Source organism: Streptococcus pseudoporcinus LQ 940-04 (assembly GCF_000188035.1).
Taxonomy (GTDB): domain Bacteria; phylum Bacillota; class Bacilli; order Lactobacillales; family Streptococcaceae; genus Streptococcus; species Streptococcus pseudoporcinus.
Window position 1 is genome coordinate 357,080 of sequence record NZ_AEUY02000005.1, and the last position, 18,400, is coordinate 375,479.

Below are 18,400 nucleotides of genomic sequence, written 5' to 3' on the forward strand. Positions count from 1 at the left end.
TTTACTAGTTATCATTATCATAACAGCTCTTCTCTCTTTCCCCAGTTGGGGTGTTTTATATTAGAGAGCTACTGATTTTTCGAAACTTGCTTATTTTAAATCGTCCATTAGGTTCTTGAGCTCTTGCATATTACCTTCTTCAAAAGGACGAAGCTTTGGCCTCTTCATTTCAATGGATGTAGACATCTGGTCTAAGTTTGATTTGACGGTATTGACCCGTCTCTCCAGTTCTCGTGCCGGAACTCGTAAAGCTCCTTTTGAAAAAATTGTCCACTGTTCATTAAGATCACTAGTGGCTACTTCAACAAGGTTAAGAACCGTATTAAGCTCTGCTGCCGTCCGCTCAATATAGGAGTCAGCTGTTTCTTCCTCCTCCGTAAAAACGACAGAAATCATGTATTGATCATAACGTTGACGTACCCCTGGTACAAATTGTGCATCAAAGACACAGATAATATCAATTTTTTCAAAATGCGCATAGTTATTGAGCTTGCTTAAGAGGACTGTTCTGGCCTGATCTAACTGATTAGTTTTAAAAAGTTGACGCGTCTCTTCCCAGAATGCAATCATATTATAGCCGTCAACCAAGAGTATCTTTTTCTTCATACACTGTCCTAGAGTTTATGGCGGAAAACTTCATACATAAGCACAGCCGCTGCAACACCTGCATTTAAGCTCTGCACATGACCACCCATAGGAATCGTAATCATTTCATCTACCTGTTTTTTGATATTAGTTGAAATGCCTTTTCCTTCGCTTCCAATAATAAGAGCTAGCTTCCCTGAAGTGTTCCATTTCTGAACTGGCGTTCCATCCATATCAGTCCCAAAAATCCAAAAGCCGGCTTCCTTCAGTTTGTCCAGAGCTTGGCTAAGATTGGTAACCCTAGCGATAGGAACATGTTCTACCGCACCTGTTGACGTTTTAGCAACGACTGGTGTTACTCCGACAGCGCGATGCTTGGGAATAATCACACCAGATACTTTTGTAGCATCTGCCGTTCTCAAAATAGAACCGAAATTATGAGGGTCTGTTAAACCATCCAAAATCAGTATTAAGGGATTTTCTTCCTTTTCTGCTTTTACAATTAGAGTCTCCAACTCGCTGTAAGCAAAGGCAGATACACGAAGGACAAACCCTTGGTGCACAGCTCCTTCTGTCATATCAGATAAGGTTTTTTTAGGAGCCCAAGAAATAGAAACTTTTTTGTTTCTTGCTAGATCCTTGATTATATCTACATTTTTGCCACGTAAATCTTCTTGAATGTAAAGTTTATTTCCAGTATTGGCACGTAAACTCTCGGTTACTGCATGGACCCCATATACCATATCATTTGTTTCAATCATATTATTTTCTTTCATAAGTCCTATTATAACACGAAAGCAGGCAAAGAGAGGGCTAGGCTCAACCTTTTTTCGCTCAATTCAAAACTCCTACCTTCTATCGGCAGGAGTTTTATCTAGAAAAAAGTTATTTTAGCTGATAGTGTATTGAGTCAGTCTGCACACTTTGCCCATTATAAATCACCTTAATGCTGTAATCACCAGCTTTGTAGCCTGTCATATCAAACCAAGCTGTCATACTTTGCCAACCAGCTTGTAACTGATAAGGGATGGTTGCTAAAATATTGCCTTGGCTGTCCAACAACTGAACAGTAGCTTCTCCTCCTTTAGCCAACTCTGGGCTAATGGCTAGTTTACAATCTACAATAGGGTGATCTGTGCGCAGTTGAGCATTAACCGTTAGGCCACTAGTTTGTTCTGAAGCCTTTTCTATTTTTACCGGCTTAACAAGCTCTTCAGCAGAGACTTGTGGTGCTGTTAGAAATGCAACAAGTCCCAAAACAAATAGAGCAAGACAACAAGTAATTTTTAGATCTCTCATTTTTTCCATCATTTTTCCTCCTGATTATCCTATTACTGCCATTGTATATAAAAAAAGAGCATTTTACAAGAAAAAACCCGATGGTCTTTTTTCAATGTGGTCACCTCTCCCAATTTTCTAAATAGTTACTCTCTTTCAGGACGTGCAAAAAAAGAGAGGCATTAACTCTCTCTTCCCTTAGCTTTTTTCAACCTCGTCAATACACCAACTAATCAAGGTTTCCAAACGTTCCTTTTGATCTGTCATATCCAAATAGCCCATAAGAGCTTCAAAGCCTGTCGACATACGATAAGTGACCACATCAGCATTTTTAGCCTTGGTATGGCTATTGGTATTGCGCCCACGCCGATAAATATCCTCTTCCTTTTCAGTTAATAGTTGAGCTGTTAACATTTTCTGAATGAGACTTGCCTGTGCCTTTGCAGATACATAACGCGTTGCTAAATGGTGTAACTGATTAGGTTTGGTTTGACCTGTAAAAATCAAGTGCTTACGGATATAATAAGAATAAACAGCATCCCCCTCAAATGCTAATGCAATACCATTAATAAGATTGACATCGATATCAGTCACGTGTCCACCTCACACCATCTTTTGTATCTAAGAGTTTTATCCCTTGTGAAGCCAGGTGATCACGAATGCTATCAGCCTTAGTAAAATCACGAGCTGCACGTGCTGCTTGGCGCTCCGCAATCAAAGCTTCAACGTCACTATCCAAAACTTCTTCTTGAAACACAATACCAAAGACCTCTAACATTTCGCCAAAAGCAGTTTTAACGGTTTGATCATAATGACCAGAATTAATCCATTTTGCAAAATCAAAGATCACTGTAATACCATTAGCAGCATTAAAATCATCATCCATAGCCTCTTTGAAAGACTTCTTGAAATCAAACAAACGACTAGTATCAGATCCCGTTTGAAGAGGTAGCAAATAAGTATTTTTTAAATACTTAAGATTAACCTCAGCGTCACGAATAGCTTTTTCAGTAAAATTAATAGGCTTCCGATATTGTTGTGTTGCTAAGAAAAAGCGAAGGATCTGACCATCTACTGATTCTAACATCTCATGCACGGTTACGAAATTGCCAAGTGACTTGGACATCTTTTCATTATCCACCTTAACAAAACCATTATGCATCCAATAATTAGCAAATGTCTGCCCTGTCTTAGCCTCTGACTGGGCAATTTCGTTAGTATGGTGAGGAAATTCTAAATCCGCACCGCCACCGTGAATATCAATAGTGTCACCAAGAATCTCAGTCGCCATAACAGAGCACTCGATATGCCAGCCTGGACGTCCTTTACTCCAAGGACTGTCCCAGGAAATTTCCCCCGGCTTAGCCGATTTCCAGAGCGCAAAATCAAGCGGGTTTTCTTTTAAAGCCGTCTCAGCATCAGTTCGCCCACTAGCTCCCACCTCGAGATCTGCTAGCGTTTTATTGGCAAGCCGAGCATAATTCTCTGATTTGGTAACGCGAAAGTAAACATCACCAGCCGATTCATAGGCAAAGCCTTTTTGAATCAATGCTTGCACAAAAGCAATGATTTCTCCCATATAATCCATAACTCTTGGATGTTGACTTGCAGGTTTAATGCCTAATTCTTTTGTGTCCGCCATAAAGGCTTCAATAAATTTGTCAGCTAAAGCCTTCGGGGATATCCCCGCCTCGGCAGCAGCTTTGATAATTTTATCATCTACATCTGTAAAATTAGAAATATAGTTAACATGATAGCCACTATATTCAAAATAGCGACGAATGGTATCAAAGGCCACAGCAGATCGTGCATTCCCAATGTGAATGTAATTATAAACAGTTGGTCCACAGACATACATACTGATTTGGTTTTCCTTCAAGGGAACAAAATCACGTAAACTGCGGGTCATTGTATCATATATTTTGATCATGCTTCTTTCCTTTGCTTTATTTCTTTTTATAATTTTGAAGAATAATAAGATTCCTCACGTTGATGCTCAATTGACTGAATTTTAAGCATGTCTTTTTGGCCATGGACACGAACTACTTTAGCCGGGACTCCAACTACTGTCACATCTTCTGGGACATTAGATAAGACCACAGCCGCAGCTCCAACTTTAGCACGCGCTCCTATTTCAATAGGACCAATAACCTGAGCATGAGCAGAAATCAGAGCTCCTTTGCGGACGGTTGGATGACGCTTACCCCAATCTTTACCTGTCCCACCTAGAGTAACGCCATGATAAAGCATAACGCCCTCTTCAATCTCCGCGGTTTCACCAATGACTAAACCAGCACCATGGTCAATAAAAACACCTGCTGCAATTGTAGCTCCCGGATGGATTTCAATGTGAGTTAGAAATCGCCAAAACTGACTATGCATCCGAGCCAGTAATTTAAAATTATGCGTCCATAAGAAATGTGAAAGACGGTGTGCCGCTAATGCTTTCAATCCCGGATAAGTTAAGATAACTTCTAGTGAACTACGTGCGGCTGGGTCTAACTCTTTCACAATATCAATACTTTTTTTCCACCAGCCCATTCCGTCTCCTTTAAATATCAAGATCAGTCCAGTCCATTAAAATTTGTTGATCATCAAAGGGATTAATAGCAACTCCAACACTGTCATCAATTTCATTTTCACCATTTCTAGGTTGGTAAATATCCGCAATCTTCCATGTCAAAATAATGCCTTGAGCTTTCCTAAAAGCTCCGCCAAAATCCTCTTGATTATACCACTTGGCAAAACTTTCTAAGTTCGTAAAAGCTGGAATATAGGATTTGCCTTCTGGTGTTGACATCGTTGGAAAGAAGCGATCATACGTATCTTCACTCTTGATGTTAACAAAAGCTGGGACTAGATATATTTTTTCCATAACATCGGCTTCTTGATTACTATCACTCATCACGGCATTCAAGATACTGGTGTAATTATTGATGAATTGAATCATATCCCTACTTTTAAAGATAGTTGAATTCCCAAAGTCACCTTTTTTCTTCAAATTGAAGACTAATCCGGCTACGCCAGATTTTATGACTTCTTCCAAAACAGCGATAGCAGAGCGTTCAAGCCAATAGTGGCTCTGTGCGCTCTTTTGTTGCTCTTTAAAGAGAGCCATATCTTCCTTATCAGTGAATACTGGCGTTACCTGAATACCATCAATTTCAATAGCATAAGGCTCTTTAGCTGCCCAAACAGGGAGAGTATGAAAAGCATTAACTAATCCCACACCATCTAAAAAGTTGTCCGGGGCATTAATAAAGGCCCGCAAGCGTGCATCTATTTCATTCATATCCCATTAATCCTATTTCTCTACATTTGTTTCAGCTTGTTTTGAGGAAGCTGCAAGGTCTTTTGCTTGCTTATCTTTAGCAGTATCTATCTCTTTTTTATCAGCTTTTGGAGGACGTGGAATTAAAGCTTTCATTGACGCATCAACACGTCCTTTTTCATCTACCTTGATAACCTTGACATCAACTTCTTCCCCAATTTCAAGAACGTCCGAAACGTTGGCTGTTCGTGTCCATGCAATTTCTGAGATATGAACCAAGGCATCTGTCTTGTCAAAGAGGTTAACAAAAGCACCAAATTTTTCAATACGAACTACTTTAGCACGGTAGACTTCCCCAACCTTAGCTTCGCGAACTAAGCCCGCAATAATCTCTTTAGTTCTGTTGATTGCTGCTTGGTCACTAGAGAAAATTTGGACCATACCTTCATCATCAATATCAATTTTAACACCTGTTTCTGCGATAATCTTATCAATAGTTTCGCCGCCCTTACCAATAACCACTTTGATTTTGTCCACATCAATTTTAATGGTATCAATTTTTGGAGCTGTCGGTGCCAATTCGGGACGTGGTGTGGCAATAGTTGCTTCAATCACGTCTAGAATTTCAAAACGAGCCTTTTTAGCTTGAGCTAGCGCTTCTTCAAGAATTTGCGGGGTAATACCTTCGATTTTAATGTCCATTTGAAGCGCCGTAATACCTTCTCGTGTACCGGCAACCTTAAAGTCCATATCCCCAAAGTGATCTTCTAATCCTTGAATATCTGTTAAAACAGTGTAATTTTTCCCATCTGAAATCAAGCCCATAGCAATACCTGCTACAGGTGCCTTAATAGGAACTCCTCCTGCCATTAAAGCCAAAGTCCCCGCACAAATAGAAGCTTGGGAAGAAGAACCATTTGATTCTAAAACTTCAGAAACTAAACGGATAGCATATGGGAAGTCTTCTAAGCTTGGTAAAACCTGAGCTAGAGCCCGTTCTCCTAAAGCACCATGACCTATCTCGCGACGACCAGCAGCTCCATAACGTCCTGTTTCTCCGACCGAATATTGGGGGAAATTATAATGATGCATAAACCGTTTTTTATATTCTTCGTCTAAGCCATCAATGATTTGGGTTTCTCCCATAGGTGCCAAAGTTAAGACCGAAAGGGCTTGTGTTTGACCACGTGTGAAGAGTCCTGAACCATGAACTTTTGGCAAGAAGTCAACTTGAGCATCTAGCGGCCGAATTTCATCAATCTGACGACCGTCAGGACGAATTTTGTCTTCTGTAATTAAACGACGGACTTCAGCATGTTCCATTTGTTCTAGAATTTCTGCTACGTCACGCATAATAGTTGCTAAATTGTCATCTTCAGCAAAGCGTTCCATATATTCAGCTTTAACAATTTCTTTGACTTCTTCTGTTGCAGCTTCGCGGGCTTTTTTTTCTTCAACTTGTACCGCTGTTTGCAGTTGGCTATTATATTTTGTCACAATTTCAGCTTGTAGATCAGTATCAACTTGAAGCAATTCAACTTCAGCTTTCTCTTTACCAACTGCGGCAACGATTTCTTCTTGGAAAGCAATCAATTCCTGGATAGCTTGGTGTCCCTTTAGAAGAGCTTCTAACATGATATCTTCTGACAATTCTTTGGCACCAGATTCAACCATGTTGATTGCTTCCTTGGAACCCGCCACTGTTAATTCTAATAGCGAAGCCTCCATTTGCGCTTTGTCAGGGTTGATGACAAATTGACCGTCAATATATCCCACTTGCACCCCTGCAATTGGCCCATTAAAGGGGATATCAGAGATTGATAAAGCAAGTGATGAGCCAAACATAGCTACCATTGGGGCGCTAGCGTTTTCATCATAAGAAAGAACTGTGTTAATGACTTGAATCTCGTTACGAAAGCCTTCTGCGAACATAGGACGAATCGGACGATCAATGAGACGAGCAGTTAATGTGGCGTCCGTAGATGGACGACCTTCACGCTTCATAAAGCCACCTGGGAATTTTCCTGCTGCATACATTTTTTCTTCGTAATTGACTTGAAGCGGGAAAAAATCACCTGTGGCCATTTTCTTAGACATCACTGCTGCTGTTAGGACGGTTGATTCGCCGTAACGTACGACTGTTGCACCATTTGCTTGTTTAGCCACTTGGCCAACTTCAACCACAAGTGGTTTACCTGCAAAAGTCCTTGTAAATGTTTGTTTAACCATAAAATGTCTACCAGAATTCTTACGCTCTGCCATTTACTGACTACTCTGGCAAGCAAGAATTCTTCCTTTCAAAATATCTTTTGGATACGTTCCTGATTTTGCTACAAAAAGCAACCTGACAACTCCCACTTGTCAAACTCCTCTTTGTATCAAACGGTCGTATCTACACAATTTTACCACAAATTCTTGAAAATAGCACTGTTTCTCTGCCTTTACCACTGACAAAAACTGAAAAAAAGAAGCTCACTATCTGAGCTTCTTAAGACAGCTAATCAATAATTCCAGGCTAGTCTTCTAAAATTTTAAACCCTAAACTTGTACTGTCTTCCAAAAACATTTGGACCGTTTCAAGCGAATAGTGATTTAAATCTTTGCCTGCAAGTGGCAATTTAGCAATCAAATCACTGGTACATGTAATAATATCAACCCCAAGTGCATCTGCTTGATAAATATTAAAAGTTTCACGAGGGCTCGCCCAAAGCAACTCTATTCCTTCTTTCTCACGACAAATGGTCAAAGCTTCTTTCATAATTGGTACAGGGTCCAGACCTGTATCAGCGATGCGGCCGGCAAAAACAGAAACAATTGCGGGAACCCCAGACGTCAAATGGTCAACGACTAAACGGGTTTGCTCCACAGTAAAAATAGCAGTCACATTTAACTTAATGCCTTTCTCAGAAAGTTCCTTTATTAACTCAGCTGTTGACTCCCCCTTTGAAGTTGTCACAGGAATTTTAACGTAAACATTGTCACCAAGCTCGGCAATCTTTTCTGCTTCCTGTCGCATTGTTGCAATATCATCTCCAAAAACTTCAAATGATACGGGATATTCTGTAATTTTGTCTAAAACTTCTTTAGCGAATCCTATATAAGAAGTAATACCGGCTTTTTTCATTAAACTTGGATTGGTTGTAAAACCTGTGACTAAGCCGGAGTTTAAATCTGTTACCATATTTTCTAGAACAGCACCGTCTGAGAAGACCTTAACCTTTAGTTGTTTTTCCATGAAAACCTCCCTTAATTTTCTTCAGTAACATTGTTAATAGCTTGGCTTGATTTTGACATAAAGCTTGGCATAATTAACACTAATGCCATTACTGCAAGCACTATATAAATACCAACTTGACCTATTGAAGTGCCGAGTCGTCCAAGAAGAATACCTAGGACACCAAAATCGAAATCACCAAATGTGGTATTTGAGAAGCCTAATTTTCCTAATACTGGCAATAGCATAGCAGGTAAGAATGCTAGGAATAACCCATTAACAAAAGCTCCCACAATGGCTCCTCGACGGCCACCAGTTGAATTCCCATAAATACCAGCAGTTGCACCACAAAAGAAGTGTGGGACCATTCCTGGAATAATGAGCACACCACCGACTGCTCCTAAAATAAACATACCAATAAGTCCACCTACAAAACTAGATGCAAAACCTAAGATAACGGCAGTTGGTGCATAAGGGAAGAAAACAGCGCAGTCCACAGCTGGAATAGCATTTGGAATTAGCTTATCAGCGATACCTTGGAAGGCTGGAATTAAGTCTGCTAAAATCATCCGTACACCAGCATATACAATGGCAACTCCTACTGCGAAGGTCAAGCCACTCTTAATAGCAAAAATGAATGGATTTTGCCCCGCAGCTAATTTGTTAGCAAGAGCTGGGTCTCTCAGGACAGAAGCCAATGTTGCAATTAAATAGAAAATAACCATTATTAAACCTGTGGAGATGGTTGTGTTCCGTAAAAAGCTCCATTTTTCAGAAATTTCAAGTTCTTCGGTATCTTGGCTCCCCTTTCCAACTTTGCTCCCTACCCAGGCAGATAAGTAGTAGCCCAGACTACCAAAATGTCCCATGGCTATTTCATCACCATCAGTAACCTTGAGGGTGTATTTTTGGCCAATAGCGGGTGAAATTGAAGACCAAGCTCCAAGTAAAAAGCCACCTAAAAGAATAAGTACAGCTCCTTTGAAGCCTACTGCCCCCAAGACAGCTGACAATAGACAGGCCATAAAGAAACTGTGATGTCCTGTCAGAAAAATATATTTGAAACGTGTGAAGCGCGCGAAGGCTAAATTCAATAAGAGTCCGACTACCAAGATAGACATGGTTTCCACTCCGAGAATTTTTTGAGCCACCGATGTGACAGCCTCATTGTTTGGAACAACACCTGTAATGTTAAAACCATGTTCAATCAATTGGGACAAGGGATCTAGATTTGATACAATAACGCCAGCACCAGCTGCTAACATTAAATAACCAAGAATAGGTCCCATAGTTCCTGTTACAACCTTATGCCAGGGAGTTTTTAAGGCCAGTAACCCAACACAGGCAATGAGCCCCATTAAAAAAGCAGGTTCTTTTAAAATATCCCTAAAAAATGCTAATATTGCTTCCATTAAATTTTCCCCTTTTTCCTAATCTTGACCAGACATTTCTTTGAGAACTGGTACCAAATCTTCTTCAATTTTTTTCCGATTTGTGTAGCTTTTAACGATACAGATTTTTGTCCCTTCAGGAAAAATATCCTTAAACTCTTTTACCGTTACAAAGAGATCTGCCCCTTTACCAACAGCTGCATTAGAGTCACATGACTCGGCATCAACAGCAATTCCTAAATCTTTGGCAATAGCTTCCACTTTCATACGAAGCAATAGACTTGACCCAATACCATTTCCACATACTGTTACAATTTTCAACATCTTATAAATCTCCTTCATCAATAATAGTTGCCATAATATTTAACATTTCTTTTTTGTCTTTAGCAGCAATAATAGCCTCAATATTCTCATCATCATCAAGAATCAAGGACAATTCTTGCAAAGCTTTTAAATGGGAGCTAGAATCAATCGCAGCCAAGACAAAAATAAGCTGCACATCCCTTTCTTTATCTCCTTCTTTCTCAATGTCAAAACTAACTGGGGTCGCTAATTTCAAAAGAGAAATCCCTAAGGCCTTAGCTCCTTTATCAGGAGCAGCATGGGGAACGGCAACTTTAGGGGCTAAGACAATATATGCTCCTAATTCATTAACCGAAGCAATCATCCCATCAATATATCTTTCTTCAATAATGTTTTCTTTTAACAATGGCTGAGCTGCTAAACGAATGGCCTCTTGCCAAGTCGCTACCTCTTGGCATTGTTGAATAAATTCTTCTTTTAATAAGTCCAATAATCCTTTTCCTCCTAATTCTTTTTTCAGATGGTTACCAATAATATACTGTGATAAGTCACGCGTCAAACCTTCTTTATCCGTAATTGTGGCATGTTTACTAATAATATCTAGTAGTTCATTAACTGTAACTGGATTCGAAATGGGAAGATTAAACTCCTCACAGACTGTCTTTTTCAACAACATCTTTTCAACAGCACCCATTAATGGTTGCGTGATATAAACAGGCTTTGCACTTTGAAAAGCTACCGTTGAAAAAATCAAATCGTAAGTAGAAGCATCAAGAAAAGCTAAGTCCCCCAATTGGTGAATTTCGATAAATTGGATCTGCGGAAATAAACCTTTTAATTCGGATTGCAAGATCAAAGAAGAACTCACACCATTAGGACAAACCGACAATGCTACCAATTGGTTTTTTTCTGATTTGGCCGGACGTTCTAACTTGCTCCCAAAATGAATGGTAAAATAAGCAACTTCATCATCACTAATTGTTTTTTCCAGCCTTCTTTCCAGCGGCAGAAGACTTCGCTTAACCAAATAAAATAATGAGGTATAATCTTCTTTAATCTGTTCTTTTAGAGGATTTACCATTTCTACATCATAACGTATACGATAATAGGCAGGTAGAAGATGACTATATAAATTCTCGCGTAAATCTGGACTATCCTTTAGCGTTAAACCTGTATTAACCAAGACAGAATTGATAATGTCTTCCATAATAAGATACACTTCTTCTTGATAAAAGTGATGCAGATCCCCTTGAATACATCCAATGAGCCGTGTGATGATAAAAGTATTTTCCCTCTTTAGATTAGGATAATAGTAATAGAATTGCTCTAATAAACTAGCAAAGGGATAGTAATCACCCAATTCGTTATAGGTCTGCTGAACCCTCTCAGAGGTCGAGAAGGGAGCTGTATTTAAAAATGTTAACAAATAGGACAATTCACGGCTTTTTTCCGAAATAAAGGACAAGCGATACTGAGCCGCTAACGTTTCAAGAACACTTGTGATTTTCTGACTCGTATCATCATATGCCAATTCTTTCAAAATATAGCTTAAAAGCCACTTACCAGAGGCAAAAGCTAAAATCTGATTAACCGTCCTTTCTAGCAAACGCCTTAGCGCTAAAGCCTCCCCAGCTAAAAAATAACCTTTTTGCCGCGTATAGAGCAATTCAACACGAAAGGAAAGAAGCCTTGCGCGAACTTCCTTTAAATCACTTAAAACTGAATTTCTACTAATGTGAAGAAAACTCTCCAAATGACTGATGGAAACATAATCAGAAGATAAAAGGACATAAAGTATAATGAGATCTGGTCGCTCATCTTGAAAATAATAATCCTTCAGATGAGGTAAGGAAGCTTGCAAAAGTTCATCTTCACTTATCGTTAGAGGTCTTAGCTTACCCTCTTTAAAAGTGATTGGGGGAAATTTCTTAGCGACAAGACTATCATTAATTTTATCTATATCAATAAGAATATTTCGTTTCTGCATGCCTAAAAGAGATTCAAAATCCTCTAGACTACGGTTGGGGTATTTCAAAAAGGTTTGAAATTTTCTGACGAGCTCATGAGATAACATGCCATCTCCTCCTCATTCGAATTATATTTTAAAGCGCTTTCAATTTCAAGCGTGATTGAGTCCAAAATCAATAAGGAAAATCTGCTAGCAATTGTACTCATCTTAATAAGACCTTGCCAAAAAGTGCTCATTGTCTTAGAAAACAACGCATCCTCTCCACTCAATTAGAGATAAGAAGCAGGTATCATCTCCTCTTAGCTAAGAAAGGCGCTAAAATTGTAAGCAAGAAAATGAGCCTCGCTGACAACTCTTTGGCAGATCAACTTGACCCTTTAAATTATCTAGGATAATAAGGGATGAAGTTCCCTCCTACAATGAAATCCGCCAACTTATTTTTAGCTGCGATAGGAACAAAAAATGCTAAAAATTAGTGATAACATAAAAAACATCCCATTTCTGAGATGTTTTTCCACAAGTAAAATGATCTTCAGGCTGACTAAGGTCGTCTGGAGAGATCTTAAACTTGAAATTAACGACGTAAACCAAGAGATTGGATAAGCTCGCGGTAACGGTTAACGTCTGTACGACGTAAGTAAGCTAATAAGTTACGACGGTGTCCAATTTTTTTCATCAAACCACGGTATGTAGCGTGGTCTTTTTTATGTTCTTTGATGTGTCCGTTAAGGTGGTTGATTTCCCAAGTAAGAACTGCTACTTGAACTTCAACTGAACCAGTATCGCCTTCATGACGTGCATATTGAGCGATGATTTCATTTTTTTTCTCTTTTGAGATTGCCATAATATTTTCTCCTTTTTTTGCTTAATCCGAGTCTTAGGATTGGCGCTCCTAAAACCAAGAAAAAGTTGGTTTTGTCTTTCGACTTCTCTATTCTAACAGATTCATTTTTTGAGGTCAAGGTTGTCCAATTTTTCTTCTACTTTTTAAAAGCAACAAAAGGCCTAAGGCTAAACTCAGCAATGCATAGATCAAATAAGGAAAAACAAGTGAGCTAGATAAGTATGAAAACACTTGTAATATTAAAGCCGCACCACCACCACCTATATTACAGCCTAATAACACTAAAGTAGTCGCATTTGTTAGCTGATGTGAAGGTATCTTCTCCGAAATATGATGGAAAACATAGGTCACACCGACACTATAAACAAATCCTGTCAGCAGGGCTCCAAGGGCAACTAGGAATAAACTGTTAGCTACCCATAAAATCAACATGCCAATACCTAGTGCAATGGCCACTATTGCCATTAAGGAATCCTTGAATCGAGCAAGAAGCCCACTGAAACTAAGGCCTGAAAAGATACCCATGAGCATCATCAAACTAAGGATTAAACTAGCTAAACCCGCTGAGCCAAGGCTATTGTGGGCAATGACAAGTGGTATCCGTAAGGTTATAGAAGTATTAACAACAATAACAAAGCCAGCATAAATAGCCATTCCAACAATCATCAATAATTGTTTGGAATTTAAACGCTGATTAGCTATCTGTTTTTCTACTTTGGTAACCTCCGGAATTTTAGGGACAAACAAGAGATATAAGCCTAGGATAATGAGAGCAAAGAAGTAAATGGCAAAAGCCTTAGACCAGCCAAAGCTGATTAAAAAACCTGCTAAAAAGGTGAAAACAGCTGCTCCTAAAACCTCTACTGAGCTTCTAAAGCCCAATAGTTTAATTTTTTCTTTACCTGTATACCGTTCACTAATGATATTAATAGCCTTGGCATTGATTAAGCCTATTCCCAACCCGAGTAATAGACGTGAGATGAAAACAATTGCATAAGACTGTGTCAACATTGGACTGCCTCCACCTAAAGCAATCAGCAAAAGCCCTAAAATAACTGTTTGTTTTTCATTTAATACCTTCCTCAAAAGGGGATTAGCTAATAAGACAGCTAAAATTGAAAAAGAAGAAAGCGAAAATAGGATACTCACATTTGATTCTATATAGCCCTGTTTTTCATAGAATGAAAGCATTTGAGGCAAGGCTGGCGCAACAGAAAATGGCGAAATCATCATCACAGAGAGACTTAATAAGCTCATTTTTTCTAAAAAAGATTTCAAATAGGAAAACCGTCCTTTTTCTTGTTAATTTATCTTATCTTCAGTATAATCAATAGCAAGAAATAAAAATAGGACCTAGGTCATAAATCCAATATGAAGACGATTACAAATAAAAAATTATTAAAAGAACTACTTAAAAAATATCACTTAGAAGAGTTTTTTCCTGAGGTTTTCTGGCCTGAACTACAACTGGTTCTTTTTCAAAAAAATGACATTATCTGCCAACAAGGTCAGACCTTGACCTTTATTGGTTATGCCCTTGCTGGCAACATTAAAATTGTCAGACGTTTGTCTAATGGCAAGGAACATATCTTAGAAACCCATGCTAGACCTTGTTTGATAGGTGACATAGAATTATTGACTAACCAAAAAGCTGTTACTTCTGTCATTGCTCTTGAAGAGACCTACCTGATTCAACTAAAGCACATTACTAAAAAAAAGTTATTAGCTAACCCTGAGTTCCTGTATCAAATCAGCCAAGAATTAGCTAAAAATTTTTACAAACAAAACATCAAGAGCACCCAAAACTTAAATTACACTGTCAAAGAAAGACTTGCAAAGCATATTCTAGAGAATCAAAAAGAGGGTTATTTCACGCTTGATTTGACCCTACTAGCTGATTCTTTTAGCACTAGCTACCGCCATCTACATCGTGTCATTGCTCAGCTTTTAGAAGCCAAAATCATAGAAAAAGTTTCCTTTAAATATTATCATATCCACTCCAAAGAAGCCTTAGAGGATTTAGCAGATTTAGATTAAAGATATGGAATCAGTTTTAGACATTTTCACCCATTAACTAGGTAGTATTGGTCAACGCAAAAAAGAGCTCACAAGAGGCTCTTTTCCTTTGTCTTATTATCCTCTCTCTCTCAGTCAAGGATGATATTGTTTGGAGATAGTTTATTATAGCTAATCTCTTTTCTAGAAACAATACCTTTTTGTAAAAAAAAGAGATCGGTCAGCTACTTTTATTAACTTGTCTGTTAAAAACCGGACAAATTTCTAAAGCAATTCCTAAGCTACTCCTAGTACCCCTGAAAGTTGCTCAGATTGGATAATAACTTGATCTTTCCTTAAATCAAATTCAGCCATAATCAGTTCCTTCAAGGCATGATCATTAATTCTAGATTGCACAGAATAGGTCATCTGATTCCTTGATGCATTAACAATCTTAATTTTTTTCATGACTTTAGGACTTTCCTTCAAATCAATTCCCTTAGTTACACCAACAAATCGGATCAGGTAGTTGTAGCCAAGTGCCTTTGTGACCCATAACTTAGCATCAATAGCAGAGTACACGGCAAAGGCCAAACAAGACCAGAATAAGATGATTAAAATGGTTTTCATACGATTCACACTTTCTAAAGAAAGATACTTCAATTCAATTAGGGCTAAAGCAAGCCCATTATAACCTTCTTTGAAAGCCTTGTCAATAAGACAAGGCCCGAGCTTAATCCTAATGATTTTCTTTTACAGCCTTATGAGTCATCATATTTAATGTGTTTTTGAATTATTTAAGTTTTCTAGGGTATGCTTAGCCTTATTAAAGGAGACTTGTATGTTCAAGAAACACTCATTTTTTGCTACTGCCCTATTTGTGATAAGCTTTCTATTCCTAACTATTGGGGTTTTGACCAATGCTTCAGTTATTCATTATTTAGATAATGCCCTCTTTAATCTTGTGGCATTAACATACAGTCCCTGGCTAACTACTATCATGATCTACATTACTAGTATCGGTAGTCCTCTGATTGTGACCACTCTTGCTGTAGTTCTTTTTATTTTAAATCGCCATAAAGGTAGAAAAACACTTATCCTATTCAGTTTTTACTTTAGCACAAGCGGCCTAGCACTCTTACTAAAACTTATTATCCACCGACAACGGCCAAGCTTTCAACTCTTTTCTGATACTGGTCTGAGCTTTCCCAGTGGCCATAGTATTTGCATGATTCTTCTGCTTTTAATTCTATTTAGCTTCCTAAGTCATCGCAAAGATATCTTCTCAACCTTAATCAAATATATGGCTAGCATCTGGACCTTCTTATTGTTAGTTTCCCGCATTTACCTCAGAGATCACTACCCAACCGATATCCTCGCCTCAATAAGCCTAGCCATGGCCTCCTATTTTTTCATTAAAACCTTTGCTTTGGATAATAGTGCCGACGAAATTACCAGCAATCAAGGACAAAGTGTCCTATCGCAGAAGAAGTCGTGAGCTCAGCTTTATAAATAACTTATTTTGTGATATAGTTATTCCATGAATAAATAAAGGAGTAATAATGTCTGCACAAGATAAAATAATAAAAGCTAGTCACATGATTACAATGGCTGATATCATCCGTGAAGGTAACCCAACTCTTAGACAAAAAGCCCAAGAAGTTGCGCTTCCCTTAAGTGATGAAGACATCATTCTAGGCGAAAAGATGATGCAATTTTTGAAGCATTCTCAAGATCCTGTGATGGCAGAAAAGTTAGATTTACGTGGTGGCGTTGGCTTAGCTGCCCCACAGTTAGATATTTCAAAACGGGTTATTGCTGTTCTAGTTCCTAATATGGAAGATAGTGAAGGCAACCCTCCAAAAGAAGCCTATAGTCTTCAAGAAGTGATGTATAATCCTAAGATTGTAGCACATTCCGTTCAAGATGCTGCTCTAGCAGAAGGTGAAGGTTGCCTATCAGTGGATCGTTTAATTGAAGGCTATGTGGTTCGCCATTCTCGTGTTACAGTTGATTACTATAACAAAGATGGTGAGAAACAGCGCATTAAATTGAAAGGTTATAATGCTATCGTTGTTCAACATGAAATTGATCACATTAATGGTATTATGTTCTATGACCGCATCAATGAGGCTGATCCTTTCGCTATCAATGAGGGCATGCTCATTATCAAATAAAAAGAGGCTGGGACAAAAGTCTAAGCTCAAATATAAAAAGCGAACAAGACAGTATTCTGAGTATCAGAAAATGAGTTTTGTTCGCTTTTTGGGTTTCATTTATCAATTGGAAAATTAATGGCAGGGAATCTCAAAAATTAATATCTTTTTGTCCCAGACTCTTTTTTTGATCAGTTTTGTAGTTTAATCATTAGAAACTGCTGCTAACAGAGCTTCTGCTTGGCTTACAAGGCTAGCTTTTGTTTCCTCTGAAATCTCAAGAACGCCAGTTCCCCATGCTTCTGGATTGACAGTTGTTTTAGTAAATTCGCCTGCCACTGTTGTACGAATAAATGGAATCAAATCATTATAAATAGCAAACAATTGATCATGTCCACCATTAGCTACTGAAGAGACGGTAATAACTTTACCACCAATTGCTGATGGACCAGCTGGATCTGACAAGTCAAGTGCGCGTGATGCCCAGTCTAGTAAATTTTTCACTGAGCCTGGAATTGAGAAATTATAAACAGGTGAGAAAATCCAAATAGCATCTGCTGCTTGAATAGCTTCACGAACTTTAACTACTGCTTCTGGAGCATGAGCTTCAAGGTCTTGACTAAAAACAGGAACTTGGGCCCAATCTAAATAAGATACCTGAGCTTTACCAGCCAAAGTTTTTTCTGCTTCAAGTGCTAATTGATGGTTAAATGACCCTTTGCGTAGTGAGCCATCAATAAATAGAATATTTTTCATTTCCTTTTCTCCTTTAAACATACTTTTTAGTTTAGCAATAACAGACATACCGTCTCCTTTTCACTAAATAGTGATTTATTAATACTATGTAGTAATTATATTATTACTAATTAGTAAAGTCAAGAGACTTGGCTTAAAAATTTAAAAAAAGAAACCACTGCTTTCCAATGATTTCTCTAGAAGGATTGTTACTTAGTCATTAGGCTCATGTATTTTTAAATTTTTTCAAAAGTCTAATTAATTCTTTTTGCTCTGCCTCTGTCAAGACAGAGAATATTTCTTCAACTTTACCAATGTGTTCTGGGAGTGCTTTTTCAATCACTGCTTTGCCATCATCTGTCAAACTAACAATGAAAGACCGTTTATCATTGGGACACATGATGCGTTGGACCCATCCCTTTTTTTCCATATTATTAATAACGACTGTCATATTACCTGAAGTTGCTAACATACTATTGATTAGTTCCCCAATTTTCAAGTCGCCTTTGGCATACAAAACATCAAGAACAGCAAATTGAGTCGGGGTCAGTTCATGATCCTTATAACTTTCAGATACTTTCGCATCGATGGTTCGAAAAGCCTTACGCATAACGACCATGGATTTAACTGCTGAATTTTTAAATGTTCCCATTTTGCCT

20 protein-coding genes are annotated in these 18,400 nt (G+C 38.3%); 3 read left to right on the forward strand and 17 right to left on the reverse strand.

Annotation, left to right across the window (positions count from 1 at the left end):
- Positions 1 to 90: 90 nt before the first annotated feature.
- From STRPS_RS03075 to STRPS_RS03140, 14 genes are all read right to left on the reverse strand, one after another.
- A complete protein-coding gene (locus STRPS_RS03075; RefSeq protein WP_007892061.1) occupies positions 91 to 606 on the reverse strand; it encodes an NYN domain-containing protein in 516 nt (171 codons plus the stop codon).
- Between the two features lie 8 nt (positions 607 to 614).
- Entirely contained in the window at positions 615 to 1,361 is a 747-nt protein-coding gene (gene rlmB / locus STRPS_RS03080) for a 23S rRNA (guanosine(2251)-2'-O)-methyltransferase RlmB (protein ID WP_007892073.1), read from the reverse strand.
- A 109-nt stretch (positions 1,362 to 1,470) separates the two neighbouring features.
- On the reverse strand, positions 1,471 to 1,896 hold the full coding sequence (locus STRPS_RS03085; protein ID WP_007892069.1) for a hypothetical protein: 426 nt from the start codon (positions 1,894 to 1,896) through the stop codon (positions 1,471 to 1,473).
- 165 nt (positions 1,897 to 2,061) lie between these two features.
- Positions 2,062 to 2,457, reverse strand: coding sequence for a Mini-ribonuclease 3 (locus STRPS_RS03090; protein WP_007892066.1), 396 nt, complete (start codon positions 2,455 to 2,457; stop codon positions 2,062 to 2,064).
- Complete coding sequence (cysS, locus tag STRPS_RS03095) at positions 2,450 to 3,793, reverse strand: cysteine--tRNA ligase (RefSeq protein ID WP_007892043.1); 1,344 nt, start codon at positions 3,791 to 3,793, stop codon at positions 2,450 to 2,452. Before cysS ends, STRPS_RS03090 begins: the two co-directional genes overlap by 8 nt.
- Before the next feature lie 26 nt (positions 3,794 to 3,819).
- Entirely contained in the window at positions 3,820 to 4,404 is a 585-nt protein-coding gene (cysE, locus tag STRPS_RS03100) for a serine O-acetyltransferase (RefSeq protein WP_007892067.1), read from the reverse strand.
- 10 nt (positions 4,405 to 4,414) lie between these two features.
- Positions 4,415 to 5,155 carry an SseB family protein gene (locus STRPS_RS03105; RefSeq protein ID WP_007892052.1) on the reverse strand — a complete coding sequence of 247 codons (741 nt, stop codon included), beginning with the start codon at positions 5,153 to 5,155 and terminating at the stop codon, positions 4,415 to 4,417.
- A 12-nt stretch (positions 5,156 to 5,167) separates the two neighbouring features.
- A complete protein-coding gene (pnp, locus tag STRPS_RS03110) occupies positions 5,168 to 7,363 on the reverse strand; it encodes a polyribonucleotide nucleotidyltransferase (protein WP_037598991.1) in 2,196 nt (731 codons plus the stop codon).
- A gap of 286 nt (positions 7,364 to 7,649) precedes the next feature.
- Complete coding sequence (locus STRPS_RS03115) at positions 7,650 to 8,369, reverse strand: transaldolase (RefSeq protein WP_007892071.1); 720 nt, start codon at positions 8,367 to 8,369, stop codon at positions 7,650 to 7,652.
- An 11-nt stretch (positions 8,370 to 8,380) separates the two neighbouring features.
- Complete coding sequence (locus STRPS_RS03120) at positions 8,381 to 9,760, reverse strand: PTS ascorbate transporter subunit IIC (RefSeq protein WP_007892044.1); 1,380 nt, start codon at positions 9,758 to 9,760, stop codon at positions 8,381 to 8,383.
- Between the two features lie 18 nt (positions 9,761 to 9,778).
- The gene (locus tag STRPS_RS03125; protein ID WP_007892065.1) at positions 9,779 to 10,063 is read right to left on the reverse strand and encodes a PTS sugar transporter subunit IIB; all 285 of its coding nucleotides are present in this window, start codon (positions 10,061 to 10,063) and stop codon (positions 9,779 to 9,781) included.
- A gap of 1 nt (position 10,064) precedes the next feature.
- On the reverse strand, positions 10,065 to 12,116 hold the full coding sequence (locus STRPS_RS03130; protein WP_007892051.1) for a BglG family transcription antiterminator: 2,052 nt from the start codon (positions 12,114 to 12,116) through the stop codon (positions 10,065 to 10,067).
- Between the two features lie 469 nt (positions 12,117 to 12,585).
- Positions 12,586 to 12,855 (reverse strand): 30S ribosomal protein S15, encoded by a 270-nt coding sequence (gene rpsO, locus STRPS_RS03135; protein WP_003083869.1) that lies wholly within the window; start codon positions 12,853 to 12,855, stop codon positions 12,586 to 12,588.
- 114 nt (positions 12,856 to 12,969) lie between these two features.
- Complete coding sequence (locus STRPS_RS03140; RefSeq protein ID WP_007892075.1) at positions 12,970 to 14,133, reverse strand: MFS transporter; 1,164 nt, start codon at positions 14,131 to 14,133, stop codon at positions 12,970 to 12,972.
- 93 nt (positions 14,134 to 14,226) lie between these two features.
- Here STRPS_RS03140 and STRPS_RS03145 point away from each other — a divergent pair, with 93 nt between their 5' ends.
- Positions 14,227 to 14,892 carry a Crp/Fnr family transcriptional regulator gene (locus STRPS_RS03145; protein WP_007892047.1) on the forward strand — a complete coding sequence of 222 codons (666 nt, stop codon included), beginning with the start codon at positions 14,227 to 14,229 and terminating at the stop codon, positions 14,890 to 14,892.
- Between the two features lie 255 nt (positions 14,893 to 15,147).
- On the opposite strand, the gene STRPS_RS03150 is transcribed toward STRPS_RS03145, so the two are convergent.
- A complete protein-coding gene (locus STRPS_RS03150; RefSeq protein ID WP_007892062.1) occupies positions 15,148 to 15,480 on the reverse strand; it encodes a hypothetical protein in 333 nt (110 codons plus the stop codon).
- A gap of 211 nt (positions 15,481 to 15,691) precedes the next feature.
- Here STRPS_RS03150 and STRPS_RS03155 point away from each other — a divergent pair, with 211 nt between their 5' ends.
- Positions 15,692 to 16,348: a phosphatase PAP2 family protein gene (locus tag STRPS_RS03155; RefSeq protein ID WP_007892055.1), complete on the forward strand. Its 657-nt coding sequence runs from the start codon at positions 15,692 to 15,694 to the stop codon at positions 16,346 to 16,348.
- 64 nt (positions 16,349 to 16,412) lie between these two features.
- On the forward strand, positions 16,413 to 17,027 hold the full coding sequence (gene def, locus STRPS_RS03160) for a peptide deformylase (RefSeq protein ID WP_007892058.1): 615 nt from the start codon (positions 16,413 to 16,415) through the stop codon (positions 17,025 to 17,027).
- A gap of 183 nt (positions 17,028 to 17,210) precedes the next feature.
- Here the strand turns inward: def and STRPS_RS03165 are convergent, their stop codons facing one another.
- Both STRPS_RS03165 and STRPS_RS03170 read right to left on the reverse strand, forming a co-directional pair.
- Positions 17,211 to 17,762 carry an NADPH-dependent FMN reductase gene (locus tag STRPS_RS03165; protein ID WP_176602255.1) on the reverse strand — a complete coding sequence of 184 codons (552 nt, stop codon included), beginning with the start codon at positions 17,760 to 17,762 and terminating at the stop codon, positions 17,211 to 17,213.
- A gap of 205 nt (positions 17,763 to 17,967) precedes the next feature.
- Entirely contained in the window at positions 17,968 to 18,393 is a 426-nt protein-coding gene (locus STRPS_RS03170) for a MarR family winged helix-turn-helix transcriptional regulator (protein WP_007895407.1), read from the reverse strand.
- Positions 18,394 to 18,400: the final 7 nt, after the last annotated feature.